Source organism: Microbacterium sp. SL75 (genome assembly GCF_026625865.1).
Lineage (GTDB): Bacteria > Actinomycetota > Actinomycetes > Actinomycetales > Microbacteriaceae > Microbacterium.
In genome coordinates this window covers 1513298-1538134 of the sequence record NZ_CP113067.1, presented here as the reverse complement: position 1 = coordinate 1538134, position 24837 = coordinate 1513298, and the positions used below count along the sequence as shown (strand labels likewise).

Genomic DNA, 24837 nt, shown 5'->3' with positions numbered 1-24837 from the left:
ACCGGCGCGGATCCCCTGCGGCCCACGCGGTACGCCGGCTGCCCGTGCCTACCGCATCGCCTCACGCCGCGAATGCGAAGGCCCGGCCGCAGACGCGCGCGACCGGGTCCTCGCGGCCGACGTCAGCGGACGACGACCGGCTCCAGCGCGCGATCCGCGATCACCCGCGCGTAGGCGAGCCCCGAATCCTTGATCGTGCGCTCCTGCGTGGCGTAGTCGACGTAGACGATCCCGAAACGCTTCTCGTAGCCCCACGCCCACTCGAAGTTGTCCATCAGCGACCAGTAGAAGTAGCCGCGCACGTCGACGCCCTCGTCCACGGCATCCAGAACCGCCGCGAGGTGCGCCTCGACGAACTCCACGCGCTCGACGTCGTGCACGCGCGGCTCGTCGCCCTCGGTGTTCAGCTCGTCGTCGAACGAGGCGCCGTTCTCGGTGACGAAGAGGGCCACGCCCGCCTCCGCCGCGTAATCCTCGCTGACCCGCTGGAGCAGACGCGTGAGCCCCTCGGGCTGCACCTCCCAGTGCATGTTGGTGCGAGCGAGTCCGCGATCGTGCCAGTACAGGTTCTCGTGTGCGGGGAAGGGCTTGCCGACCGGACGCGAGGTGGGAGCATCTCCCGCGGGCGGGTCGATCTCGGGCGCAGTCCCCCCGACGAACTCGCCGTGGTAGTAGTTCACGCCGAGCGAGTCGATGGGCGTCGAGATGATGTCGAGGTCACCGGGATGCACGGCCTCCTGCCAACGCGCCACCGCCTCGGCGTCCGTCTTGCGGAAGTCCTTGATGATGTCGGCGGGGTACTCGCCACGGAAGACCGGGTCGAGGAACCAGCGGTTGAACTGTCCGTCGACGCGCCGTGCGGCGTCGAGGTCGGCGGGGTTCGCCGGGTCGACGGCATCCGCCACCGTGAGGTTGAGCGTGAGCCCCAGGTTCAACGAAGAGTCGCGGGCACGGAGCTCGCGCACGGTCTGTCCGTGGCCCAGAAGCAGGTGGTGGGCGGCGAGCATGCCCTCGGCCTGGGAGTAGTGCCCGGGTGCATGAATGCCGGCGGTGTAGCTGAGGAACGACGAGCACCACGGCTCGTTGAGCGTCGTCCAGACGTTCACCCGGTCGCCGAGCGCGTCGTGCATGTCGAGCGCATACTCGGTGAACTTCTCGCTCGTGGAGCGGACGGTCCAACCGCCCTCGTCCTGCAGCGCCTGCGGCAGGTCCCAGTGATAGAGCGTGAGCCAGGGCAGGATGCCGGCATCCAGCAGCTCGTCGACGAGGCGCTTGTAGAAGTCGACGCCCTTCGCGTTGACAGCGCCGCCGTCGGGCCGCACGCGCGACCACGAGGTCGAGAAGCGGTAGGTCTGCAGACCGAGCTTCTTCATCAGCTGCACGTCGCCGGCGTAGCGGTGGTAGTGATCGCACGCGACATCGCCGTTGTCGGCGTTGATCACGGCGTCGGGCACACGGCTGAACGCGTCCCAGATCGAGGCCGTGCGGCCGTCTTCGAAGGCCGCCCCCTCGATCTGGTACGCCGCGGTGGCAGCGCCGAAGAGGAAACCTTCGGGGAACGAACGGGTGTGGGACATGGTTCGGGTTCCTTCCATGGGCGCGAGGGTCATCCCTTGACCGCCCCTTGCATGATGCCACTGACGAGCTGCTTGCCCGCGAAGACGAACAGCAGCAGCAGCGGGATCGTCGACAGCAGAACGCCCGCGAGGACGATCGAGTAGTCGACGAAGTAGTTGGACTGCAGGAGCGACAGGGCCACCGGCAGTGTGGGGTTCTGGCGGTCGAGCACGATGAACGGCCAGAAGAAGTTGTTCCACGCGCTCACGAAGGTGAACAGCCCGAGCATCGCCGCGGCGGGGCGCGCGGCGGGGACGCCCACCGTGAGGAACGTGCGGAACGAGGTCGCGCCATCCACGCGCGCGGCCTCGATCAGCTCGTCGGGCACGGACTGACGCAGGTACTGCGTCATCCAGAAGACGCCGAAGGCGCTGGTCAGTGCCGGGATGATGATGGCACCGAGCTGGCCGGTCCACCCGAGCTCGCTGAACAGGATGTACAGCGGCACGACACCCAGCTGCGTCGGCACGGCCATGGTCGCCACGACGAAGACGAGCAGCCACGGGCCGCCGCGGAACTTCAGCTTCGCGAACGCCCACCCCGCGAGGGTCGAGAAGAAGACCACGGATGCCGCGATCAGGCCCGAGCTGATGATCGAGTTCACCAGCGCCGGCCAGAAGTTGACCGCGGGGTCGCCGATGACGGACGCGGCGTTGGCGAAGAAGTTGCCGCCGGGGATCCACGACCGATTCGCGTCGCGGATCGTCGATGAATCGCCCGAACCGATCAGCAGCGACCAGTAGAAGGGGAACAGGCTCGCCATCAGCACCGCGCCGAGAGCGGCGTAGACGATCCAGCCCGGGCGGGAGCCGCGCACGGGGCGCGGACGGCGGCGGACGGGGCCGGGGGCGTTCGGATCGACGATCGGGACGGGGGCGGGGCTCACGGCGGTCATCGGCGGGTCTCCTGTCGTGCGGCGCCGCCTCGGGACGCGTCGGTGTCTCGCGGGGGCGCCGGGGTAGCGGCATCCGCCCTCACTCGGGCTCTCGCCGCTCGTGCCTGCGCTCGGGCGTCTCGACGGGAACGGGTGTCACCGCGACCACCGTCGTCGCGCACGAGCGAACGCGTGACGAACAGGTTGATCGCGCCGATGGCGAGGATGAGCAGGAAGAGGATCCACGCGAGTGCCGCGGCGCGGCCGAAGTTCCACTCCCCCCAGCCGACGTTGTAGAGCCACAGGGTCACGGTGAGCCACTGGTTGTCCGCCCCGCCCGTGCCGTACTGGTCGTACATGCGCGGCTCGTCGAAGATCTGCAGGCCGCCGATGGTGGCGGTAATGATGACGAAGACGAGGGTCGGTTTGAGGCTCGGCAGGGTGATCGAGAAGAACTGGCGGATCTTGCCGGCGCCGTCGACGGTCGCGGCCTCGTAGTACTCGCGTGGAATGGCCTGCATCGCCGCGAGCAGGATGAGGGTGTTGTAGCCGGTCCAGCGGAAATTGACCATCGTCGCGATCGCGATGTGGCTGGCGAAGGCGTCGGAATGCCACGGCACGGCCGGAAGACCGAGATTCTGCAGGGTGGTGTTCACCACGCCGTACTGGTCGCCGAACATGTTGCTGAAGATGAGGGCCACGGCGACGGGGGCCATCACGTAGGGCACGAGCACGCTCATGCGCCAGAAGGTCTTGGCGCGGATGTTCTGGTCGAGCATCGCGGCGATGAAGATCGCGAGGACGAGCTGCGGGACGCTCGAGAGCAGGAAGATGCTGAAGGTGTTGCGCAGGGCGATCCAGAACTTGGGCTGCGAGAGCACCCAGGCGTACTGGTCGAAGCCGATGAACTCGCCCGAGTTGCGAACCAGATCCCAGTCCATGAACGAGATCACCGCGGTGTAGGCGATGGGGAACAGACCCGTGATCGCGAACAGGATGAAGAACGGCGAGATGTAGAGATACGGCGAGAGCTTCAGGTCCCACGCGCTACGGCGCTGACCGAAGCCGAGGCGCCGTGGCCGGCGGTCCCCGGCCGGGGGCTGCGCCGGCCGCGTGGGCCGTTCGAGAGTGCTTGTCACGGTGGTGTCTCCTCCTCGAGACGAGCGGGACGGATGCCGGGGCTCGAGGCGCGGGGCCCCGGCATCCGCTCGCTACGGGTCAGGTCAGGACAGGGCGTCGACCTCGGTCGCCCACTGCTTCCACGAGGTGGCGGCATCCTGCGTTCCGTCTTCCACTCGCGTGAGCGCCTTCTGCATGGCGTCGTTGATCTGGAAGTAGAAGGTGCCCTTGTACGGCGAGACCTTGACGGCCTGTGCGCGCTCGGAGAGCATCTCGCCCACGGGGGCGTTGTTGAAGTACGCGTTCGTGTTGCCGAGCAGCGCGTCCGCCTTGAGGGCGTCGGTCTGGCTCGGGAAGGTCCCGGCGTTCTCGAACGCCTTCACCTGGGTCTCGGGGTCGGTCAGCCAGTCGGCGAGCTCCTGGGCGGCTTCGACGTTCTTGCCGTTACCGGGGACGGTCAGGTACGACCCGCCCCAGTTGCCGGCACCGCCGGGGAAGACGTTCGCGATGTCCCAGCCCTTGACCTCGGGGGCGTTGCCCTCGATGACGCCGAGCATCCAGCCGGGGCAGAGCATGGTGGCGAAGGCGCCGTTCGAGAGCCCCGCGAACCAGTCGTCCGACCACTGGCCCAGGTGCGCCGACTGCGTGGCGCTGGCCTTCAGGACCTGGTCGTAGATCTTCTTCACGTCGGGGTTGCTTGTGGCGGTGATCTCGCCGTTGTCGGGGTTCTCGTATGCGGCCTCGACCTGGTTGATCGCGCCCTGGTAGGTGCCGCCTGCGGAGTCGAAGAAGGCCTTGCCGGTCGCGGCGACGTAGGTGTCGCCCGCGGCGAAGTAGGTCGACCAGTCGCCCTGGAGCATCTTGGCGACCTCGGCCCGGTCGGTCGGGAGGCCGGCCGCGGCGAAGAGGTCGGAGCGATAGCAGACGCCCTCGGGGCCGATGTCGGTGCCGTAGCCGACGAGCTTTCCCTCGGGGCTGGTGGCGGCCTCGACCTTGTAGTCGAGCCACCGGCTCTTGAGGTCGTCGGGCACCGGAGCCAGCAGGTCGGCGTACTCCATGACCTCGGGTAGCCAGTCGACCTCGATGGCCTCGATGTCGGCGAGGCCGGTCTTGCCCAGCTTCTGGAAGTAGTTCTCGCGGGCCTCGTTGCTGGTCGCGGCCTTGTTGTGCACGATCTTCACGTTCGGGTGCGCATCCATGTACTCCTGCAGGAGCGCGTCGGTGTAACCGAAGTCGTTGAAGGTGGCGATGGTGAGGGTGACGTCACCATCACCGCCCGAAGCGGAACCCCCGGTGCCGGAGCAGCCGGCGAGGACGAGGGCAGAGGTCGAGGCGACGGCGGCGACGAGAGCCACCCGGCGCAGGGCACGATTTTTCACAGATCACTCCTTTGTGGTGGGTGCTGACCGGCGCTGGCGAGGGCTTCCTGCGACCGTGCGTGGGAGCGCTCTCACCGATCGGGGATGACGCTATGGGATCGCTCCCACGCGGTCAAGAGGACGCTGTGAGATCGTTATGAAGCCCCGCCCCCTCGGCCCGGTCCGCCGTAGCGGGCGCCATCGGCCGCTCGCGTAGACTGGCCTTCACAACGCCACCCGACTCTTGGAGCTGCAGTGCCCACCATCGTCGTCGACGTCATGCCCAAGGCCGAGCTTCTCGACCCGCAGGGAAAGGCCGTGGCCGGCGCCCTGTCGCGTCTGGGCGAGCACCGCTTCTCCGACGTGCGCATCGGCAAGCGCTTCGAACTGACCGTCGAGGGCGAGGTCGACGAAGCCACGCTCGCGCGGGCGCGCGAGCTCGCCGACGAGATGCTCTCGAACGCCGTCATCGAAGACGTCGTCAACGTCGAGGTGGTCGAGTGACCGCTCGCATCGGGGTCATCACCTTCCCCGGTTCGCTCGACGACCGCGACGCGCAGCGCGCCATCCGTCTCGCGGGCGGCGAGCCCGTCGCCCTCTGGCACGGCGAGCACGACCTGAAGGGGGTCGACGCCCTGGTCCTGCCCGGAGGCTTCAGCTACGGCGACTACCTGCGCGCCGGCGCGATCGCCGCCTTCGCGCCGATCATGGCCGAGGTGAAAGACGCGGCCGGCAAGGGCATGCCCGTGCTCGGCATCTGCAACGGCTTTCAGATGCTCGTCGAGGCGCACCTGCTACCCGGGGGCCTGATCCGCAACGCCCACCAGCAGTTCATCCGCCGCGACCAGCGCCTGCGCGTCGAGAACGCCTCCACCGCGTGGACCAGCGACTTCGCCGAGGGCGAAGAGATCGTCATCCCCCTGAAGAACGCCGACGGCGGATACATCGCGGATGCCGAGACCCTGGCGCGCGTAAACGGCGAGGGCCTCGTGACCTTCCGGTACGTCGGGGTGAACCCCAATGGCTCGCTCGACGACATCGCCGGCCTGACCAACGACCGCGGCAACGTCGTGGGTCTCATGCCGCACCCCGAGCACGCGGTCGAGCCGGGCTTCGGCCCGGGTACCTCTGCGGCGATGCGTTCGGGCGTCGACGGCCTGGGCTTCTTCACCTCGGCCATCGCCGCCGTCGTGGGCGCCGCCGCCTGATCTCACCCGCGGTCTCGCTCGGGGCGTTCGCGACTCCCCCGACCCACGGGGCGGTCGTCCCGGTATCCATCGGGGAAGATGAGTCCGTGCGCGTACCCGATCCCGATCCGATCATCGAGGGCATCCTCAGCCTGTGGAGCAGCGAGGCAGCGGCGCTGCCCTCCGAGCCACGCCTCGCCGAGATCCTCGGCGCGAGCCGCAACTCGGTGCGCGAAGCGCTGGTGCGCCTCGAAGAGCGCGGATACGTGCACCGCACGCAGGGCGCGCGAACCACCCCCAACCGTCGCCTCGCGGGGGTGGGCCGCCGGATCGACCAGCAGTTCGACCACTCCCTCTCGATCCGCTCCGCCGGCTACGAGCCGTCGCTGGAGCTCGTGTCGTCCGACCGTCTCGAGCTCACCCCCGGGTCACACCGCTTCGACGACCTGCCCGATGACACCACGGTGCTGCGCACGGTCAAGATGTGGCGCGCAGACGGAGCGCCCTACGCCCTGGCGGAAGACCTCGTCCCCGTGCGTCACGACGCCGTGCTCGATGCGCACCGCCCGGTGTTCGATCTCGCCGAAGCCGCCAACGGCGTACGGGTCGCCTGGGAGACCGTGTGGATGGAGGCGATCGGATTGGATGCCGAGAGATCACGGCTCCTGTCGAGCTCGCCGGGCACCCCGGTCATCGAGATGACCTACTGCGGGTACGGCGCCGACGATGCGATCGGGTACTGGTCGCGCGAGGTGCAGCTGCCCGCGCCGGAGGGGCTCCGCAACGCCCTGATCCGCCGCGTGCGTTCGTGAGCGTTTCGCCGGCGTAACAGTGCGGTGAACATGTCCGACAAGTTGCACTTCCGCTTGTTGGACAAGCGTACGGTCGGATCACCCGACGAAAGCGAGCCGCCATGTCCGACACCCTCACCGTCCATCGCCTCACCGCCGAGATCGTAACCCCCGCGTCGTTCGACCCCTTCGGTGTCGTCCTGACGCCGATGGAAGACGGCACCCCTTTCACCGCGGAGGAAGCCGTGCTCGACGTGTCGAACGGCATCCCGCGCTTCTATCTGATGCACCTCGACGACAAGACGCCGGAGTTCGTGCGCGTGACCCGCCACCTCGAGACCACCCAGACGCTCATGTCCGTCGGCGACGTCGAGTGGACGATCGCCGTCGCCGCTCCCGGTATCGAGGCCCCGGCCCTCGACGACCTCCGCGCCTTCCGCATCCCGCCGCGCACGGCCATCACGATGCGCAAGGGCACCTGGCACGCCGGGCCCTTCTTCGCCGAGCCGAGCATGGACTTCGTCAACCTCGAGCTCGACGACACCAACGTCACCGACCACCACAACCACCGCTTCGACGACACCCTCGGCGTTCGCGTCGTGATCGACGGCGAGTGAGCGTGCTGACCCCGCTCCCCGATTCCGCCGCCCGCCTCGCCGCGCTCGAACGAGAGGCTGCGCACCAGAGCGCACTCAGCGCCGGTGACGGACGCTCCTGGGTCGGTGCGCGAGACGGCATCCGTCCCGTCGTGATCGTGGGCGCGGGGCAAGCCGGGCTCGTGCTGGCGCGCGGGCTCCGACGCCGCGGGATCGACGACGTCGTGGTGATCGACGCCGCCCCCGCCGATGCTGCCGGCCCCTGGACCACCTACGCGCGCATGCACACGCTGCGCACCCCGAAAGACATCGCGTGGCCCACCTGGGGGACCCCCGCCGTGAGCCCCCGCGCCTGGTTCGAGGCCGTGTACGGCCTCGCCGCGTGGGACGCGATCGAGTACTTCCCCACGATCGCGTGGCAGGGCTTCCTGCGGTGGTACCGGGAGGTGTCCGCCCTCACGGTGGCGCCCTCGACCCGCGTGCGCACCCTCGCCCCGACGAGCGCGGACGGCCCGATCGAGATGCACCTCGAGGGGCCTGACGGCGAATGGATGCTGCCGGCGCAGCACGTCGTGCTCGCCACGGGCATTGAGGGGGCCGGAGGTCGGCACATCCCCGCCCTCCTGCGCGAGCTCCCCGCCGATCGCGTGCATCACACGCACGACGCAATCGACTTCGGGGCGCTCGCGGGGCTGCGCATCGGCGTCCTCGGCGCGGGCACCGGGGCGTTCGACAACGCCGCCACCGCCCTCGAGCATGGCGCGGCCAGCGTCGACGTGCACATGCGCCGACCGGCGATGCCGCAGGTGAGCCCCTACCGCTGGATGGAGTTCGCCGGCCTCATCGAGAACTACGGCTCGTTCACCGACCAGCAGAAGTGGGCGTTCAACGTCCACCTGTCGGCGGTCGACCAGCCGGCCACGCAGAACGCCCTCTGGCGCGCCCACGCCTTCGACTCCTTCCGCTTTCTCACCTCGTCGCCGTGGGAGCGCGTGGAGTGGACGGGCAGCGAGATCGCCGTGACGACGCCGCATGGCATCCATCACTACGACGTCGTCCTGGCAGCGACCGGGATCGTCTCCGACCTCGCGCAGCGCCCCGAGCTGGCGGACGTCGCCGCGGATGCCGTGCTGTGGAGCGACCGGCTCGACCCCGCCTCCGCCGCCCAGAATCCCGGACTCGCGGCGTTCCCGTATCTCGACGACGACTTCGGTCTCGTCAGCCGGAGCGCGCCGGAGGCCTCGGCACTGTCGCGGATCCACATGTTCAACCACGGCGCACGTCTGAGCCAGGGCATGCTCAGCCACCAGATCCCCGGCCTCGTCGGCGGGGCCACGAAGCTCGCCGCCGCCCTCTCGCAGCGGTTGTTCGTGCGCGACGCCGGCGCGCTGCTGCAGGAGTACCTGGCATACGACGTACCGGTCGGTGTGCACATCGGGCGCCGGGCGCAACCTCCCTCACCCGCCGAGACGACGGGGGTAGCGTCTCTGCGGTGACGACCTCGACCCCCCTCCTCGTGTCCGTGCCCACCGACGAACTCCGCGCCGACCTGGGCGAGCTGCCCGACGGCGTCGAGGTGGTGGTGTGGGATATGACGGGACCGGCACCGCACGACCGTTTCGACATGGTCGTGCCCCCGTACATGTCGATGGCCAACGTCATCGAGCGCCTCTCCGAGATCGAGGTCGGACTCGTCCAGGGCCAGTCGATCGGGTATGACAACGTCGAGGGGCGCTTGCCCGAGGGGATCGTGTTCGCAAACGCTTCGAGCGTGCACGAGACGGCCACCTCCGAGCTCGCCGTCGCCCTGGCGTTGGCGGCCCAGCGACGGCTGCCCGAGGTCGTGCGCGCACAGGACCGCGGCGAGTGGACCGGCGGCGGCGCTCCGGGCCTGGCCGACGCCCGGGTGACGTTGCTCGGCTTCGGCGGGGTCGGCCGCGCGATCGCCGCGCGTCTGAAGCCGTTCGAGGTCGACCTCCGCGCCGTCGCCTCGCACGGCCGCCTGCAGGACGAGGTCGAGGTGTTTCCCCTCGGCAAGCTGTACGAGGTGCTGGCCGAGACCGACATCCTCGTCGCCTCGCTCCCCGGCGGCGAAGCGACGCGCCACGTCATCGACGACCGCGCCCTCGCGGCCCTGCCCGACGGCGCGCTCGTGGTGAACGTCGGTCGCGGCCCCCTCATCGACACCGACGCGCTCGTCGACCACGTGCGCCGGGGCCGCATCCGGGCTGCCCTCGACGTCACCGACCCGGAGCCCCTCCCCGAGGGCCACCCGCTGTGGAGCCTCGACGGCGTGCTCATCGCCCCGCACGTCGGAGGGGCGACGGATGCCATGCGCCCCCGCATCGCGCGCTTGGTGCGTCAGCAGATCGAGCGCCTGCACCGCGGCGAGGAGCCGGTGAACGTGGTGCTCGGGGGCTGATCGCCTCCTCGTCGCTGAAACGCCGTCAGGCGTCCCGTCGCCGCGCGCAACGTGCGACCGCGCGCAGCGTGCGCCCGCGCCACCAGCGTCGAGTGCCGAGTGCCGAGTGCCGAGCGCCGAGCGCCGAGCGCCGAGCGCCGAGCGCCGAGCGCCGAGTGCCGAGTGCCGAGTGCCGAGTGCCGAGTGTCCAAGAAACCCGGACGCCGCAGAAATTCGTCCGGGTGTTTTGGACACTCACGGGAGGACGCGGGCATTCGGACGCTGCGGCCCGCAACGCGCGCTGCTTGCGGGGAGCGGGGTCAGCCCCGGAAGCCGGCGGGGTTGGCGAGCAGGTCGCTGAAGGCCAACTCGGCGGGGCCCACGAGCATGAGGCGCGAGCGCAGATGTGCGCGCTCGAGGCGGATCGTGCGACCCTCGGCCCCCAGCGGGTGCACACGCACGGCGTCGGCGAGGCGCTCGCGACTCACGGACAGCAGCGCGCCGAGGTACCCCGAGAGCACGACCGTCTCGGGGGCGAAGGCGTTGACGAAGTTCGTCAGGGCGAGCGAGAGCATCTCGACCTGGCGCGTCACCTCGGTCATCACGCGGGGGTCGCGGGCGACGCCGAGCTCGACGTCGAGTTCGTCCTCGTCGAGCTTGCGGCGGCCCAGGAGCGGTTCGAGCAGGTCGAGGCTGACCTCGGCCTCGAGGCACCCGCGGCGCCCGCACACGCAGGGGCGACCGCGCGGGTCGACGACGGTGTGGCCGAGCTCCCCGGCGTAACCTGACGTCCCTCGCAGCAGGGTGCCGTCGATGATGAGACCGCCGCCGATGCTGTGCATCGCGCCGCCGAGGTACAGCAGGTTGCCGACGCCCACGCCCACGCCGAACCGCGACTCCGCGAGGGCGCCGATGCTGGCGTCGTTGCCGGCGGCCACCGGCATCCCGAGCTCGTCGCTCAGACGCGCCGCGACCGGATCGCGCTTCCACCCGAGGGTGGGCGAGACGAGGACGGAACCGTTGGCGTTGACGAGCCCGGGGACCGCCAGCCCGGCCCCGACCACGCGGTAGTGGCGGTCGATGTCGGCGCGCATCGCCTCGACCGACGAGGCGACGATCTGCACGAACCGCTTCGGCGCGGGCGCCGTCGCGGTGTCGTGGCGAAGACGGGCGTGCACCACACCGCCGAGGCCGACCAGCGCCACGGTCACGGCGTGCGGCTCGGCGCGGACGCTGAGGGCGGCAACGTGGTCTTCCGGTTCGAGGTCGAGGGTGGGACGACCGACCTTGCCGGTGCGCTCCCCGCTCGGAGCCTCGCGGACGAGGCCGAGCTCGGTCAGCTCCATCACCAGGCCCGTGACCGTGGAGCGGTTCAGCCCGGTCATGGCGCCCAGCTGGGCGCGTGAGAGCGCTCCCCGGGAGTGGAGGAGCGACAGGACGGACGAGAGGTTCTGCTGACGGATCAGGTCGTTCGTCGTACGGCCAGCCGGCGGCGCGAGCGGGGTTGCGGGCTCGAACACGGCAGGGGTCATGAGGGGCGCACCTCCCCCATCATCGCATCACGACGCGGTGGGGCCGAAAGCGGGTCACGAACGGAAACGGACGGGGAGCGGGCCCGACAGCCGCGCTCCCCCTCCGTTCACGCACCGCCGTTGCGCCGCTTGTTGAAGATGTCGAACGCGACGGCCAGCAGAAGAACGATGCCCTTGATGGCCATCTGCCAAGCGGCGTCGACGCTGAGGATCGACAGGCCCATGTTCAGCACGCCCATCACCAGGCCACCGACGACCGCGCCGACCACGGTACCGATACCGCCCTGAACGGCAGCGCCTCCGATGAACACCGCCGCGATGGCATCCAGCTCGTAGTTCTGACCCGCCGAGGCCACCGCGCCACCGGCGCGCGCGGTGCTGACCACGGCGGCCAGGCCCGCGAGGGCTCCCATGTTGACGAAGATGAAGAAGTTGACCCACTTCGTCTTCACGCCGCTCATCACGGCCGCGAAGAGGTTGCCGCCCATCGCGTAGATGTGGCGTCCGAACGTTGTACGGTTCAGCACGAACGTGTACGCCAGCACAAGCACCGCGAGGATGATCAGCACGATCGGAGTGCCGTTGTACGCGGCGATGGTGAAGGCGGTCGCCATGATCGCCAGCACGGCCACGACGTTCTTCGCCCAGAACGACCAGGCGACCTCGCGCGGCAACTCGAGGCGGCGAAGCGTGGCGCGGGTGCGCAGCTGCTGCACGACCAGCAGCACGCTCGCGACGGCGCCGAGGGCGAGGGTCAGGGCGTCCCAGTTGCCGAGGTAGCCGAGGAACGGCGGCAGCCAGCCGGCGCCGATGGCGGTGAAGCCGTCGGGCAGACCGCTGATGGTGCCGCCGGTGAGCAGCACCAGCGTGAGACCGCGGAACAGCAGCATGCCTGCGAGGGTCACGATGAACGCGGGGATGCCGACGAAGGCGACCCAGAAGCCCTGCCACGCCCCGACGATGGCGCCGACGACGAGCGAGAGCACGACGGCCATGTACCAGGGCAGGCCCCACTGGTTCATCGCGATCGCCGCGATCGCGCCCACCATCGCCACCACCGAGCCCACCGACAGGTCGATATGGCCGGCGATGATGACCATGACCATGCCGATCGCGAGGATCAGCACGTAGGCGTTCTGCTGGATGAGGTTGTTGACGTTCCCGGGCATCAGCAGGCGGCCGCCGGTGAGCACCTGGAACAGCACGATGATGATGACCAGGGCGGCGAGGATGCCGAACTGACGGAAATTGATGCGCGACAGGATGCCGCGACGTCGCGGCCCCGGCTGGGTCGGCGCCTCGACCGTCTGGGTGGATGCGGTGGCCATTGCTGTCAGTTCCTTCCGGCGGTCATGTGCCGCATGAGGTTCTCTTGCGTGGCGTCGTCGCGGCTGACCTCGGCCGTGATGCGCCCCTCGGAGATCGTGTAGATGCGGTCGGAGAGGCCGATGACCTCGGGCAGCTCCGACGAGATGACGATGACGGCCTTGCCCTGGGCCGCGAGTTCGTTGATGATGCCGTAGATCTCGTACTTCGCCCCGACGTCGATCCCCCGGGTGGGTTCGTCGAGGATGAGCACGTCGGGTCCGGTGAACATCCACTTCGACAGGACGACCTTCTGCTGGTTGCCGCCGGAGAGCCGCCCGGTGATCGCGGCGACGCTGGGCGCTTTGATGTTCATCTTGTAGCGGTACGAATCGGCGACCTTGTACTCGCGGTAGCGGTCGACGACGCCGAGGCGGGCGAGTCGGGCGAGGGCCGACGCCGAGACGTTGACCTGGATGTCGCCGATGAGGTTGAGGCCGTACTTCTTGCGGTCCTCGGTGGCGTAGGCGATGCCGTGCTTGATGGCGGCATCGACCGTGCGCACGTCGATCTGCTGACCGTTCTTGTAGACCTCGCCCGAGATGCCGGTGCCGTACATGCGCCCGAAGATGCTCATCGCGAGCTCGGTGCGCCCGGCGCCCATGAGGCCCGCGAAACCGACGATCTCGCCGGCGCGCACCATGAAGGAGGCGTCGTCGATGACCACGCGCTCGGTGTCGACCGGGTGGTGCACGGTCCAGTTCTCGACCCGGAAGAGCTCTTCGCCGATGTCGGGTTCGCGCGGCGGGAAGAGGCTGTTCAGATCGCGGCCGACCATGGCGCGGATGATGCGGCCCTCGTCGGTGTCGGCGTCGGAGCGGTGCATGGTCTCGATGGTGCGACCGTCGCGGATGATGGTGATGCGATCGGAGATGCGCAGCACCTCTTTGAGCTTGTGGCTGATGATGATGCAGGTGATGCCCTGCGTGCGCAGCTGGTCGATGAGGTCGAGCAGGTGGGCGGAATCATCGTCGTTGAGCGCGGCGGTGGGCTCGTCGAGAATGAGGAGCTTCACCTCCTTCGCGAGGGCCTTGGCGATCTCGACGAGCTGCTGCTTGCCGACGCCGAGCCTCGAAGATCTTCGTCGCGGGGTTCTCGCGCAGCCCCACCCGCTTGAGCAGTTCGGCCGCTGCGGTGTTGGTGGCGTTCCAGTCGATGACGCCGCGACGCGACTTCTCGTTGCCGAGGAAGATGTTCTCGGCGATCGAGAGGTACGGGCTGAGCGCGAGCTCCTGGTGGATGATGACGATGCCGGCGGCCTCGCTGTCGTTGATCGAGCGGAAAGCCATCTGCTCCCCCTCGAGGGTGATGCCTCCCTCGAAACTGCCGGCGGGGTAGACGCCGCTGAGCACCTTCATCAGCGTCGACTTGCCGGCACCGTTCTCGCCGCAGATCGCGTGGACCTCGCCGCGGAAGACGTCGATCGACACGTCGGCCAGGGCGGGAACCCCGTTGAACGACTTCGAGATCCCCGACATGCGCAGGATCGGTTCGGTCATGGTGTGTGCTTGTCCCTCCGCCGCCGGTGGGGCGGCATTTCGGCTCCGCCGCCCGGGGGCGGCACGGGGAGCGGCGGGGCGGGCGAACCCGCCCCGCCGCCGGGTGACTCAGAGTCCGACGTCGGATGCCTTCAGGAAGCCCGAGTCGATGAGCTTCGACTGCACGTCGTCCTTGGTGACCACCTCGGGGGTCAGCAGGTACGAGGGGACGACCTTCTTGCCGTTGTTGTAGGTCTTGGTGTCGTTGACCTCGACCTCCTTGCCGTCCTTGATCTCCTGGATCATCGTGAAGACGCGGTCACCGAGGGCACGGGTGTCCTTCCAGACCGTCATCGACTGCGCACCGTCGAGGATCGCCTTGACGTTGGCCTTGTCGGCATCCTGACCCGTGATGATCGGGTAGTCGGCGCCGGGGGTGTAGCCGGCCGACTTCAGCGACGCCTCGATACCGATGGCGAGGCTGTCGTTGGGCGAGAGCACCACGTTGACCTTCTTGCCGTTGCCGTAGAACGACGAGAGGCGGTTGTCCATCTCGGACTGCGCCTTGTCGGAGGCCCAGCCCTGGATGCCGATCGACGCCCAGGCGTCGTCGTTGGCGGGCGACTTGCCGCTGGGGACGACCAGCTGACCCTTGTCGACGTAGGGCTTGAGCACGTCCCACGCGCCGGCGAAGAAGAACTTCGCGTTGTTGTCGTCGGGGCTGCCGGCGAAGGGCTCGAGGTTGAACGGGCCCTTGCCGTCCTTCAGACCGAGCTGCGTCTCGATGTACTGGCCCTGCAGGGTGCCGACCTTGTAGTTGTCGAACGTGGCGTAGTAGTCGACGTTCTCGCTGCCGTTGATGAGACGGTCGTAGGCGATGACCTTGGCGTTCTGCGACTTGGCCTCCTGCAGCACCGGGCCGAGGGTCGATCCGTCGATCGCGGCGATGACGAGGATCTTCGCGCCGCCGGAGAGCTGGTTCTGGATCTGGCTGATCTGCTGGTCGGTCTTGTTGTCGGCGTACTGCAGGTCGACGGTGCAACCGGCATCCTGGAGCTTCTTCTGCAGCTGCTCGCCGTCGTTGATCCAGCGTTCGAGGCTGCGGGTGGGCATGGCGATGCCGACGTTGCATTCGGTCGCGCCGCCGCCCGCGGCGTCTCCTCCGCCGTCGGCCGGACGGGTGGAGCTGCACGCTCCGAGACCGACGGCGAGTGCGGCGATGGCCGCACCGGTCAGGATTTTCTTCAGCATGTGATCTGCGTTCCTCTCTGAACAGCAGGGATCCTTCGATCCGTACCCGCGCCCTCCCCGGCGTCGGATCGGGTACGTCTTCGTTCCCGGCACTCTGGTCCGTCGAATTATGACGGCTCCGAAAAAATATCCACCGGAGGGGGTTTTGTCTATAGCCGCGTCAAAATTCGTGCGGGCCCGTGATCCGACCGTGACGGAACGGTCGTCGAGCCGCTCTCAGCGCGTGTCGTGGTCGACGCCCGACCACAGGTCGCCGCACTCGACGAGCTGCGCGTCCTGCGCGATGAGGTACGGCCGCGCGCCGATGTCGCCCCGGATCGAGGCCGCCACGGGCGCCCAATGATCGCGACCCAGGAGCACCGGGTGACCGGGCGCCCCCTCATAGGTCGCCTGCGCGAGGGCGTCCCTGCGCGCGCCGCGTGCGACCCGAGTGACGGCGGATGCCGGGACGTCGGGGGTGTCGACGGGCAGCACCACGACGGAGTGGGAGGGCCCGGATGCCAGCGCTTCCAGCCCCGCGCGCAGCGACGCCGCAACGCCCGTGGCCCAGTCCTCGGCGCGAACGACCGAGACCCCGGTGGGCACCAGCGCCGTCGCGGCGTCGGCTTCGGCACCGAGCACGACGGTGACGTCGTGGCATCCGCCCTCGACCAGCGCGCGGGCGACGAGCGCGATCCAGGGTGTTCCGGCGCGGGTGCGGGCGAGGGCCTTGGGGCCTCCGAAACGCCGTCCGGCCCCGGCGGCCAGCACGAGGCCCGACACGGTTCCGAGGGGTGCGGCGGGCATGGTCACGACAGCGTAGCGTGCGCGAAACACGCCCCGATTACGGTCACATCCATGCTCGAACTGGCCGCCGACCTGGTGCCGCTGCTCGACGCGGGCGTGCCCGTGGCGGCCGTCACGGTCACCGCGGTCGTGCGCAGCGCACCCCGCGGGGTGGGCGCGACCCTCGCCGTCACGAGGGACGCCCGGGTGATCGGATCGATCTCGGGGGGCTGCGTCGAGAACGACGCGGTCATGCTCGGCCTCGACGCCCTGCGCACCGGAACGATCCGTCGGGCGCGCTTCGGTTTCGGCGACGACGACGCCATCACCCCGATCGCCGCGGGTCTCGCGTGCGGCGGGGCCGTCGACGTCGTCGCGTACCGGGTCGAGGACGCTCACCGTCCCGCGCTCGAGGCCGCCCGGGACGGCCGTGAAGCGACGCTTCACCTCGACCTCGGCACCGACAAACCGCTCGTCCTGCATCGCGCCGCTCCCCCTCGGCTGATCATCCTCGGCGCGGGCGAGCACGCGGCCGCCCTCTGCCGATTGGGAGCCGCGGCCGGTTTCGCGGTGACCGTCTGCGACGACTGGGCCCTCCTCGTGACCCGCGACCGCTTCCCCGACGCGGCCGAGCTGGTCGTCGGAGCACCCCACGAGGTCCTCGAGACCCTCCCCTCCCCCGACGCACGCACGGCCGTGTGCGTGCTCACCCACGACGAGCGTCTCGACGTTCCCGCGATCCGCGCGGCACTGCGCCTGCCGGTCGGTTTCGTCGGGGCGATGGGGGCTCGCGCCACCGTCGCGCGTCGGGCGGCTCTCCTCCGCGCCGCCGGCGTGACGGATGCCGAGCTCTCGCACCTCCACTCCCCTCTCGGCCTCGATCTTGGTGGGCGCTCTCCGGAAGAGACGGCCCTGTCGGTCATCGCCGAGATCGTGGCATCCCGGAACGAGGCCGACGCCCGACCGCTGCGCGAGGCCGCCGGCCCCCGCCTGCACGCGATCGCGAGCGGCGTGGACTCGTGTGCTGCGAGGAGCGCATGAGCGTCGTCGTCGTCCGCGGCGCCGTCGCCGTCGTCGAGGGCTCCGGGCGCGTGCGCGAGGGAGACGTCACGATCGTCGACGGGGTCGTCGTCGAGAGCGCCGACACGACGGATGCCGAGATCATCGACGCCACCGGCTGCGTCGTCACGCCGGGACTTGTCAACGCCCACCATCACCTTCTGCAGACGGCGTTCCGCACGCTGCCGGGCACGCGCGGCATCCCGATGCGGGAGTGGCTCCCGGCCATGGCGGCGGCGTACGCCGAGGCGGGTGTCGACCCGGAACTGACCGGGCTCGCCGCTCGAGCGGGTCTCGCCGAAGCGCTGCTGTGCGGGGTGACCACCGTCGCCGACCACCATCTGACCTGGCCCGCCGACGCCGACACCGTCGCGATGGCCCGAGCGGCGGCGGACGCCGCGACCGATCTCGGCGCCCGCCTGGTGTTCGTGCGAGGGGCGGCGCGCGACGACCCGCAGACCGCGGCCGCTTCGGCGGAGGCCATCGTCTCGGCCCTCGTCCCGGATCGTGCGGGCGGCGTCTCCGCCGACGGGATGCTGCAGGTCGCCGTGGGACCGGCCGGCGTGCACAGCGACCCGCGCGAGACGTTCGAGCTGCTCGGCGAGGTGGCCCAGCGCCACGGCCTGCGCCGGCGCACGCAGGCCAACGAGGTCGTCGATGTCGAGATCGCCGTCTCGCGCTACGGGAAACGCCCCCTCGATCTGCTCGAGGAGTGGGGCTGGCTCGCTCCCGACGTCACCCTCGCGCACCTGTGCGCGGTGACCGATGACGAGATCGCGCGGGTCGCGGCGGCCGGAGTATCCGCCACCCATGCTCCCGGGTGCGACGTCCCCATGGGCTGGGGCGTCGCGCCGGTGCGGCGACTGCTCGACGCCGGCGTCGCCGTGGGCCTCGGCACGAGCGGCGGCGGCAGCAACGACGCGGGGCACCTGCTCGCGGACGCGCGCCTGGCCATGCAGGTCTCAGCCCTGGTGGGGTCGCAGATGCCGGCATCCGACGTTCTGACGATGGCGACCTCGGGATCGGCCGATGGGCTGGGCCGCCCCGAGCTGGGGCGCCTGACTCCCGGCTCGGCGGGCGACCTGTGCCTGTGGGACGTCTCGGGCATCGCCGACGCCGGCGTGGCCGACCCCGTGGCGGGGCTGCTGTGGGCCGCTCCCGGCCGGCGTCCGCGGACCATCCTCGTGGCCGGACACGTCGTCGTCGACCAGGGCCGGCTGATCCGCGCCGACGAACGCGAGGTCGTCGCCCGATTGTTCGAGAGGGTGAAACGATGACCACCATGGCCCCCGTGATGGATACCCCCAGCAGCGACGAACGCTTGGGCGCGCACCTGCGGGGGCTGCGCAAGGCGCGTGGGCTCACGCTCACCCAGCTCGCCGAGGCCGCGACCCTGTCGCACCCCTTCCTCAGTCAGCTGGAGCGCGGTCTCGCGCGCCCGAGCATGGCGAGCCTGGAACGACTCGCCCGGGCCCTGGGCACCAGCCGCGTCGAACTGCTCGCGGGGTCGGAGCCGCCGCGCGCCGACCACGATTGCGAGCCCTCGTTCGTCGCGGCCGACGAGGGCGTCATCGGCCCGTACGCCGAGGGAACCGCCCGACTGCTCGCCGAGGGTCCGCGCCGGTTCGAGCCCCTCGAGTTCACGGGGTCGAACTCCGCGCCCGGCGACCACTACGTCCACGAAGAAGACGAGTTCCTCACGGTGCTCGAGGGCTCGATCGTCATCTCGTTCGGCGGCTTCGGCGAGCGCACCCTGCGCGTCGGCGACTCGGTCTACTGCCGGTCGGGTACCCCCCACCGCTGGCACTCGCCGGACGGCTCGACGTACCGGCTGCTCATCGTGAAAGAGCTCGTGCACGGCGTCGGCGCCGATGACGCGGTCGAACAGGAGGACGCGTGAGCGCGGGAATGACGTTCGAAGCCATCGTTCGCGAGCGGCGGGATGCCGCGGACGGCGTCGTCGTGCTCGACCTCGAGCGCGCGACGGGGACTCTGCCCCATTGGTCGCCCGGAGCGCACATCGACGTCGTCCTGCCCGGCGGGATCGAACGGCAGTACTCGCTGTGCGGTTCGCCGGCCCAGCGCGGCACCTGGCGCATCGGGGTCCTCCGCGAGCGCGAAGGATCGGTGTGGTTGCACGAGAACGCCCGGGTGGGGTCCACCCTGCGCGTCCGCGGCCCCGCGAACCACTTTCTCTTCGCGCCCACCGCGGGCCGGTCGTACGTGTTCGTCGCCGGCGGGATCGGCATCACCCCGATCGTGCCGATGATCGAGGCGGCCGAGGCGGCCGGCGCCGAATGGACGCTGCTCTACGTCGGGCGCTCGCGCACCACGATGGCCTTCGTCAGCGAGCTCGAGGCGCAGTACGGCTCCCGCGTCGAGGTGTACGCGGCCGACGAGGGACGACGACTCGACCTCCCCGCTCGCCTCGGCACGCCCGTGGCTCGCACGGTCGTCTACGCGTGCGGACCCGCCCGTCTTCTCGAGGCCCTGGATGCCACGATGTCGGTCTGGCCGCGCGGGAGCCTGCACGTCGAGCGGTTCGAGGCGAAGGTGCTCGGCCCGCCGGTGTGGACCGACTCGTTCGAGGTCGACCTGATGATGTCGGGGCTGACGGTGACGGTGCCGCCGGAGCGCTCGGTGCTCGATGTCATCGAGGAGCAGGGCATCGTCGTTCCCTCGAGCTGTCGCGTCGGCACCTGCGGCACGTGCGAGGTGGCGGTGGTCGACGGCGACATCGAGCACCGCGACTCCGTCCTCTCCCCCGAGGAGCAGGATGCCAACCGCTCGATGATGCCGTGCGTCTCGCGCGCGGCGTGCGCGCGGATCACGCTCGAGCGGTGACGCCTCTCGACGGCGCGTCGTCAGCGGTGAGGTGAATCGGCCGTACCCGCGGAGGCTGCGACCCGAGGGGCACACACGGCGGCGACCACGAGCGGGGCGGCGAGCATGACCCACGCCGCAAAGGGGGCGGCGGTCCAGCCGAGCAGGGCGCCGACCGCGACGTTGCCGATGAGCACGACCACGCCACCGCACGTCGACAGCAGACCGAAGAACGATCCCGTGGGCAGGGTCCCGGCGAAGCGAGGCACGAGTCCCTGCGCGGTGGGGTTGGTCGTGAGGTGCCCGAGGATGACGAGACCGGCGGCCGCGAACACGGCGACGATACGCCCGGTGGGGTCGAGCGGCACGACGGCACTGGCGGCGACGACGGCGAAGCCTGCCGCCGAGAGACCGTAGCCGACCCGCAGGGCGCGGGCCGCGCCCACGCGTTGGCACCAGCGCGAGACCGGCAGCTGCAGCACGAGGGTCAGGGCCGAGACCCACGCGAACATCGCCGCGACCACCGCGGGGCCGGCCTCGGCGCGCGCGAGCTGGAGGGGGAGCGCGAGATAGAGCTGATTGAAGGCGAGCAGGTCCGCCGCGTGGAGGGCCGAGAACGCGACGAAGCGGCGATCGCGGAGGGACCACCAGCGTCCGTGGATCCCCCGCTCGGTCGACGCGGGCTTCCGACGCGGCAGGGCGAACGCGAGGAAGACCCCGATCAGCACGAAGAGGGCCGCCCCGGCGAGCGCGACGACGACGAAGCCCCACCCCAGCAGGGCGGCACCCACGAGGGGTCCGAGCACCGCCCCGAACTCCCCCGCGACACTCAGCCACGCGAACAGCGAGGCGCGGTGTCGGGCACCCGCCGGAGCGCGGCGCTGCTCGGCATCCGCCACGAGGATGTTGACCCCCGGCGAGAAGAGCGCGCCGCCCAGGCCCGTCAGCACGGTCCCCGCGACGAACAGGGCGAGCTGCGGAGCGGGCGTGAGCAGCGACAGGGCGAGGGTGGCGAAGCCGAGCACGCGCACCGCACATCCCGTGAGGATCGTGCGGCGCGCGCCGAAGCGGTCGGCGAGCACCCCGCCGACGAGGAACATGCCCTGCTGCGCGAAGGTGCGCACCCCCAGGACGAGGCCCACCACGGCGGCGGTCAGCCCGAAGTCGTCGGTCATCACGAGGGCGAGGAAGGGAACGACGGCGAAGAAGCCGACGTTGAACATCAGCTGCGTGCCCAACAGCACCGGTGTGCGGGTGGCACGGGGCGGGGCGGGGGTGACGTGCACGGCGATCTCCGGGGGTGGGGGCGTCCAGCGCCTGAACGATCCTTTCATCCGCGCAGGCGCGCTCGCGAACGCGCTGTGGCGACGACGGTGACGAGAACAGGAGAAGAGACGAGAACAGGCCGATCGAGCCGTAATGGGCCTGTTCTCGTGACATCCCCTGTTCTCGTCGCGCCCGCTCGCGCGACCACCGCCGCCTGTCGGACAACTTTGTCGAGAGGGTCACGCGGGGGAAATACAGCGGAAACGCGTGGTTCCTAGCATCGGAGCATCGCCGGATGTTGGTCACACCAACACTGACGCAGCCGCCTCGAGCGGCTCGCCCCGTTGCCGTGGCTCCCGTCCCGACGCTTGTCTTCTCGACTCCTCCGGAGGCCCTCGTGTCTGCCGCTCCACCCGTCTCCATCGCCGCTCTGCGCGGTGTGCGCCTCACCTCCGGCGCGCTCGTCGACATCGCGATCGACGGCGACGAGGTGCTCGCGGTGGTGCCGGCCGGCAGCCCCCTCCCCGAGACCGATGGCGAGATCCTCGACCTCGACGGATACCTCGTCACGACGGCCGGAGCCGAGCCGCACGCGCACCTCGACAAGTCCCAGTCCTGGGATGCCATCGACCCCCCGTTCGGCGACCTCGAGCGCGCGATCGAGAGCTGGCACGCTTTCGCCGCGACGCTCGACGAAGACGACACGTTCGAGCGAGCACGCGCCACGGCGCTGCGGATGCTGGCATCCGGGGTCACCTCCATCCGCACGCACGTGGACCTGCTGCGCGGAGACGACGCCCTCACGGGCGTGCGCGCCCTGGTCCGGCTGCGCGCGGAGCTCGAGGGGATCATGGACCTCGAGCTCGTCGCCCTCGGCGGCCCCACCGTGCCCGACGAGGTGTTCGAGGCCGCCCTCGACGCCGGGATCGACCTGGTGGGCGGGGCTCCGCACCTCGCCCACGACCCGATCGCCGACCTCGAGCGGCTCATCGCCCTCGCTCGTCGCCGCGATGTCGGACTCGATCTGCACACCGACGAAAGCCTCGCCGGGGCGGACACCCTCGCCGCCTACGCCCGAGCCGTCACCGGGTGGCACCGCCCTCGCACCGCGGGCCACTGCGTGCGCCTGAGCATGATGCCCGAGACCGCTCTCGAGAACCTCGCGGCCGAGGTGCGCGCCGCCGACATCGGCGTCATCGCCCTCCCCATCACCAACCTGTACCTGCAGGGATGGGGCGCCGACCACGCCATCCCCCGCGGGATCGCACCGATCGGTCGCCTGAAAGACGCGGGCGTCCGCGTCGCGGCGGGCGCCGACAACGTGCGCGACCCCTTCAACCCCGTGGGGCGCTGCGACCACCTCGAGACCGCCTCGCTGCTCGTCAGCGCGGCCCACCTCGCCCCGGCGGAGGCCCTGGATGCCGTCACCATCGGCGCCCGCGACGTGATGGGCCTGCCGATGGCCGGACCCGTCGCCGGAGCGCGCGCCGACCTCGTGGCGGTGAAAGCGGACTCGCTCGGCGACGCCGTGGCCTTCGCCAGCGCCGACCGCGTGGTGCTGCATCGCGGCCGGCTCGTCAGCCGCACCACCGTCTCGACCCAGACCGCTCTTGCCACCCTCGTCCCCGCCCCCGAACGGAAAGTGAGCGCCCCGTGACCCTGGCCTCTCCCGCCCCGGCATCCGTCGCGGATCCCACCGCGCCGCTGCTGGACTTCCGGAACGTCGCCATGACGTTCCCCAACGGCACCACCGCCCTCTCCGGCGTCGACCTCACCGTCCAGCGCGGCGAGTTCGTCAGCGTCGTCGGCCCCTCCGGCTGCGGCAAGTCGACCCTGCTGCGCATCGCCTCCGGCCTCGAGACGGCGAGCGAAGGCACCGCCACCGTCGCCACCGACCGCATCGGCTACGTCTTCCAGGACGCGACCCTGCTGCCGTGGCGCGATGTGCGCTCCAACGTCGAGCTGCTCGCCGAGCTCAACTGGCAGCCCAAGCGCGTCCGCGCGCCGAAAGCGCAGTGGGCGATCGACCTCGTCGGCCTCAACGGCTTCGAGAAGCACCTGCCCAAGCAGATGTCGGGCGGCATGAAGATGCGCACCTCGCTCGCCCGCTCCCTGACGCTCGACCCCGAGCTGTTCCTCTTCGACGAGCCGTTCGGCGCCCTGGACGAGATCACCCGCGAGCGTCTGAACGACGAACTGCTGAAGATCTTCGTCGCCCAGAAGTTCGGCGGACTGTTCATCACCCACTCGGTCTCCGAGGCCGTCTACCTCTCCACCAAGGTCGTCGTGATGTCGGGCCGCCCCGGCCACCTCGTCGACACCTTCGAGGTCCCCTTCGACATGCCCCGCGATCCCGAGATCCGCTACACCGGTGAATTCGCGAAGCTCGTCGGCGAGGTCTCCCACGCCCTCCGGGAAGGACACTCATGAGCACCACATCCGCAGAGCCCGTCGTCTCCGACGCGGCCGAGTCCTCGGCATCCACTCCCCCCATCGAGCCGCCCCGCCCCCGCGCGGCGAAAGCCCGTCGCGGGTTCGGCGCGCGGGCCGCCCTGCTGGGCCCGCCGCTCGGCGTCCTCGTCGTGCTGCTGGGCATCTGGTACGCGATCTCGATCACCCTCAGCGCCTCGGGCAAGGGCTTCCTCATGCCCATGCCGCACGAGATGTTCACCTCGGGCTTCTTCGACCCGCAGGTGAGCAGCGACATCTGGATCGCCCTGTTCCGCACCACCGGGGTCGCCCTCGCGGGCCTCGGGATCGCGATGATCATCGGCATCGGCTGGGCCATCGCGATGTCGCTCGCCCGCTGGGTCGAGCGCTCGACCTACGCCTACGCGGTGGTGCTGCAGTGCATCCCGATCCTCGCCCTCGTGCCGCTGGTCGGCTTCTGGTTCGGCTACGAGTTCCTCGCCCGTGTCATCGTCTGCGTGCTGATCTCGCTGTTCCCGATGGTGTCGAACACGCTGTTCGGCCTGCAGTCGGTCGACAAGTCGCAGCGCGAGCTGTTCCGCCTGCAGAAGGCCGACAAGTGGACGGTGCTCACCAAGCTCACCCTCCCCGCTGCCCTGCCCTCGATCTTCGTGGGAATGCGCACCTCGGCCGGACTCTCGGTCATCGGCGCGATCGTCGGCGACTACTTCTTCCGCCGCGGCGAGCCGGGCATCGGCTCGCTGATCGCCAACTACCAGTCGCGTCTGCAGAGCGCCGAGCTGTTCGCGGCGATCCTCGCGGCCTGCCTGCTGGGTGTCGCGATCTTCGCCTTCTTCGGCTGGCTGTCGAAGGTGGCCGTGGGCCGCTGGTACGACAGCACCCTCTGACCCGACCTCCTCGAATTCCGGATGCCACGGCTCCTCCC

General features: G+C 70.1%; 22 protein-coding genes and 1 pseudogene. 13 read left to right on the top strand and 10 right to left on the bottom strand.

Annotated features, from left to right (window positions below):
* Positions 1-122: 122 nt before the first annotated feature.
* The 4 genes from OVA17_RS07145 to OVA17_RS07130 form a co-directional block, all read right to left on the bottom strand.
* A complete protein-coding gene (locus OVA17_RS07145) occupies positions 123-1577 on the bottom strand; it encodes a GH1 family beta-glucosidase (RefSeq protein ID WP_267789136.1) in 1455 nt (484 codons plus the stop codon).
* A 29-nt stretch (positions 1578-1606) separates the two neighbouring features.
* On the bottom strand, positions 1607-2512 hold the full coding sequence (locus OVA17_RS07140; RefSeq protein ID WP_267789134.1) for a carbohydrate ABC transporter permease: 906 nt from the start codon (positions 2510-2512) through the stop codon (positions 1607-1609).
* Complete coding sequence (locus tag OVA17_RS07135) at positions 2509-3630, bottom strand: carbohydrate ABC transporter permease (RefSeq protein ID WP_267789132.1); 1122 nt, start codon at positions 3628-3630, stop codon at positions 2509-2511. The genes OVA17_RS07140 and OVA17_RS07135 overlap by 4 nt, the downstream gene beginning before the upstream one ends.
* An 84-nt stretch (positions 3631-3714) precedes the next feature.
* On the bottom strand, positions 3715-4989 hold the full coding sequence (locus tag OVA17_RS07130) for an ABC transporter substrate-binding protein (RefSeq protein WP_267789130.1): 1275 nt from the start codon (positions 4987-4989) through the stop codon (positions 3715-3717).
* A gap of 234 nt (positions 4990-5223) precedes the next feature.
* On the opposite strand from OVA17_RS07130, the gene purS reads away from it, so the two are divergent.
* From purS to OVA17_RS07100, 6 genes are all read left to right on the top strand, one after another.
* The gene (purS, locus tag OVA17_RS07125) at positions 5224-5472 is read left to right on the top strand and encodes a phosphoribosylformylglycinamidine synthase subunit PurS (protein WP_210072513.1); all 249 of its coding nucleotides are present in this window, start codon (positions 5224-5226) and stop codon (positions 5470-5472) included.
* The gene (gene purQ, locus OVA17_RS07120; RefSeq protein WP_210072514.1) at positions 5469-6176 is read left to right on the top strand and encodes a phosphoribosylformylglycinamidine synthase subunit PurQ; all 708 of its coding nucleotides are present in this window, start codon (positions 5469-5471) and stop codon (positions 6174-6176) included. The genes purS and purQ overlap by 4 nt, the downstream gene beginning before the upstream one ends.
* An 86-nt stretch (positions 6177-6262) precedes the next feature.
* Positions 6263-6967, top strand: a complete 705-nt coding sequence (locus OVA17_RS07115; RefSeq protein ID WP_267789127.1) for a GntR family transcriptional regulator — start codon at positions 6263-6265, stop codon at positions 6965-6967.
* Between the two features lie 101 nt (positions 6968-7068).
* A complete protein-coding gene (locus tag OVA17_RS07110; RefSeq protein WP_210072515.1) occupies positions 7069-7563 on the top strand; it encodes an ureidoglycolate lyase in 495 nt (164 codons plus the stop codon).
* On the top strand, positions 7560-9038 hold the full coding sequence (locus OVA17_RS07105; protein WP_267789125.1) for an FAD-dependent oxidoreductase: 1479 nt from the start codon (positions 7560-7562) through the stop codon (positions 9036-9038). The genes OVA17_RS07110 and OVA17_RS07105 overlap by 4 nt, the downstream gene beginning before the upstream one ends.
* Complete coding sequence (locus tag OVA17_RS07100) at positions 9035-9964, top strand: 2-hydroxyacid dehydrogenase (RefSeq protein WP_267789124.1); 930 nt, start codon at positions 9035-9037, stop codon at positions 9962-9964. Before OVA17_RS07105 ends, OVA17_RS07100 begins: the two co-directional genes overlap by 4 nt.
* A 299-nt stretch (positions 9965-10263) precedes the next feature.
* On the opposite strand, the gene OVA17_RS07095 is transcribed toward OVA17_RS07100, so the two are convergent.
* From OVA17_RS07095 to OVA17_RS07075, 5 genes and pseudogenes are all read right to left on the bottom strand, one after another.
* A complete protein-coding gene (locus OVA17_RS07095; protein ID WP_267789122.1) occupies positions 10264-11475 on the bottom strand; it encodes an ROK family protein in 1212 nt (403 codons plus the stop codon).
* A 107-nt stretch (positions 11476-11582) separates the two neighbouring features.
* Positions 11583-12803, bottom strand: a complete 1221-nt coding sequence (gene mmsB / locus OVA17_RS07090; protein ID WP_267789121.1) for a multiple monosaccharide ABC transporter permease — start codon at positions 12801-12803, stop codon at positions 11583-11585.
* Between the two features lie 5 nt (positions 12804-12808).
* Positions 12809-14339 (bottom strand): annotated as a pseudogene (gene mmsA, locus OVA17_RS07085) (multiple monosaccharide ABC transporter ATP-binding protein).
* A 108-nt stretch (positions 14340-14447) separates the two neighbouring features.
* Complete coding sequence (gene chvE / locus OVA17_RS07080) at positions 14448-15569, bottom strand: multiple monosaccharide ABC transporter substrate-binding protein (protein WP_267789120.1); 1122 nt, start codon at positions 15567-15569, stop codon at positions 14448-14450.
* A 216-nt stretch (positions 15570-15785) separates the two neighbouring features.
* On the bottom strand, positions 15786-16355 hold the full coding sequence (locus tag OVA17_RS07075) for a nucleotidyltransferase family protein (RefSeq protein WP_267789119.1): 570 nt from the start codon (positions 16353-16355) through the stop codon (positions 15786-15788).
* Between the two features lie 51 nt (positions 16356-16406).
* Here OVA17_RS07075 and OVA17_RS07070 point away from each other — a divergent pair, with 51 nt between their 5' ends.
* From OVA17_RS07070 to OVA17_RS07055, 4 genes are read left to right on the top strand one after another with little or no spacing between them, the layout of a single operon-like run.
* A complete protein-coding gene (locus tag OVA17_RS07070) occupies positions 16407-17375 on the top strand; it encodes an XdhC family protein (protein WP_267789118.1) in 969 nt (322 codons plus the stop codon).
* Positions 17372-18670 carry an amidohydrolase family protein gene (locus OVA17_RS07065; protein ID WP_267789116.1) on the top strand — a complete coding sequence of 433 codons (1299 nt, stop codon included), beginning with the start codon at positions 17372-17374 and terminating at the stop codon, positions 18668-18670. The genes OVA17_RS07070 and OVA17_RS07065 overlap by 4 nt, the downstream gene beginning before the upstream one ends.
* Positions 18667-19293: a helix-turn-helix domain-containing protein gene (locus tag OVA17_RS07060; protein ID WP_267789114.1), complete on the top strand. Its 627-nt coding sequence runs from the start codon at positions 18667-18669 to the stop codon at positions 19291-19293. The genes OVA17_RS07065 and OVA17_RS07060 overlap by 4 nt, the downstream gene beginning before the upstream one ends.
* The gene (locus OVA17_RS07055) at positions 19290-20237 is read left to right on the top strand and encodes a PDR/VanB family oxidoreductase (RefSeq protein ID WP_267789112.1); all 948 of its coding nucleotides are present in this window, start codon (positions 19290-19292) and stop codon (positions 20235-20237) included. Before OVA17_RS07060 ends, OVA17_RS07055 begins: the two co-directional genes overlap by 4 nt.
* Before the next feature lie 20 nt (positions 20238-20257).
* Here the strand turns inward: OVA17_RS07055 and OVA17_RS07050 are convergent, their stop codons facing one another.
* Entirely contained in the window at positions 20258-21502 is a 1245-nt protein-coding gene (locus tag OVA17_RS07050) for an MFS transporter (RefSeq protein WP_267789111.1), read from the bottom strand.
* Positions 21503-21879: 377 nt separating this feature from the next.
* On the opposite strand from OVA17_RS07050, the gene OVA17_RS07045 reads away from it, so the two are divergent.
* Genes OVA17_RS07045 through OVA17_RS07035 form a run of 3 tightly spaced genes read left to right on the top strand, consistent with a single transcriptional unit; the run spans position 21880 to position 24799 of the window.
* The gene (locus tag OVA17_RS07045) at positions 21880-23139 is read left to right on the top strand and encodes an amidohydrolase family protein (protein ID WP_267789109.1); all 1260 of its coding nucleotides are present in this window, start codon (positions 21880-21882) and stop codon (positions 23137-23139) included.
* Positions 23136-23912, top strand: coding sequence for an ABC transporter ATP-binding protein (locus tag OVA17_RS07040; RefSeq protein WP_180993396.1), 777 nt, complete (start codon positions 23136-23138; stop codon positions 23910-23912). Before OVA17_RS07045 ends, OVA17_RS07040 begins: the two co-directional genes overlap by 4 nt.
* Positions 23909-24799 (top strand): ABC transporter permease, encoded by an 891-nt coding sequence (locus OVA17_RS07035; RefSeq protein ID WP_210072540.1) that lies wholly within the window; start codon positions 23909-23911, stop codon positions 24797-24799. Before OVA17_RS07040 ends, OVA17_RS07035 begins: the two co-directional genes overlap by 4 nt.
* The last annotated feature ends 38 nt before the right edge of the window (positions 24800-24837 follow it).

Coding starts and splice junctions, on each gene's coding strand:
- OVA17_RS07035 (WP_210072540.1), top strand. CDS start 23,909: ATGAGCACCACATCCGCAGAGCCCGTCGTCTCCGACGCGGCCGAGTCC.
- OVA17_RS07075 (WP_267789119.1), bottom strand. CDS start 16,355: ATGCCCGCCGCACCCCTCGGAACCGTGTCGGGCCTCGTGCTGGCCGCC.
- OVA17_RS07095 (WP_267789122.1), bottom strand. CDS start 11,475: ATGACCCCTGCCGTGTTCGAGCCCGCAACCCCGCTCGCGCCGCCGGCT.
- chvE (WP_267789120.1), bottom strand. CDS start 15,569: ATGCTGAAGAAAATCCTGACCGGTGCGGCCATCGCCGCACTCGCCGTC.
- OVA17_RS07070 (WP_267789118.1), top strand. CDS start 16,407: ATGCTCGAACTGGCCGCCGACCTGGTGCCGCTGCTCGACGCGGGCGTG.
- OVA17_RS07140 (WP_267789134.1), bottom strand. CDS start 2,512: ATGACCGCCGTGAGCCCCGCCCCCGTCCCGATCGTCGATCCGAACGCC.
- mmsB (WP_267789121.1), bottom strand. CDS start 12,803: ATGGCCACCGCATCCACCCAGACGGTCGAGGCGCCGACCCAGCCGGGG.
- OVA17_RS07065 (WP_267789116.1), top strand. CDS start 17,372: ATGAGCGTCGTCGTCGTCCGCGGCGCCGTCGCCGTCGTCGAGGGCTCC.
- OVA17_RS07145 (WP_267789136.1), bottom strand. CDS start 1,577: ATGTCCCACACCCGTTCGTTCCCCGAAGGTTTCCTCTTCGGCGCTGCC.
- OVA17_RS07110 (WP_210072515.1), top strand. CDS start 7,069: ATGTCCGACACCCTCACCGTCCATCGCCTCACCGCCGAGATCGTAACC.
- OVA17_RS07060 (WP_267789114.1), top strand. CDS start 18,667: ATGACCACCATGGCCCCCGTGATGGATACCCCCAGCAGCGACGAACGC.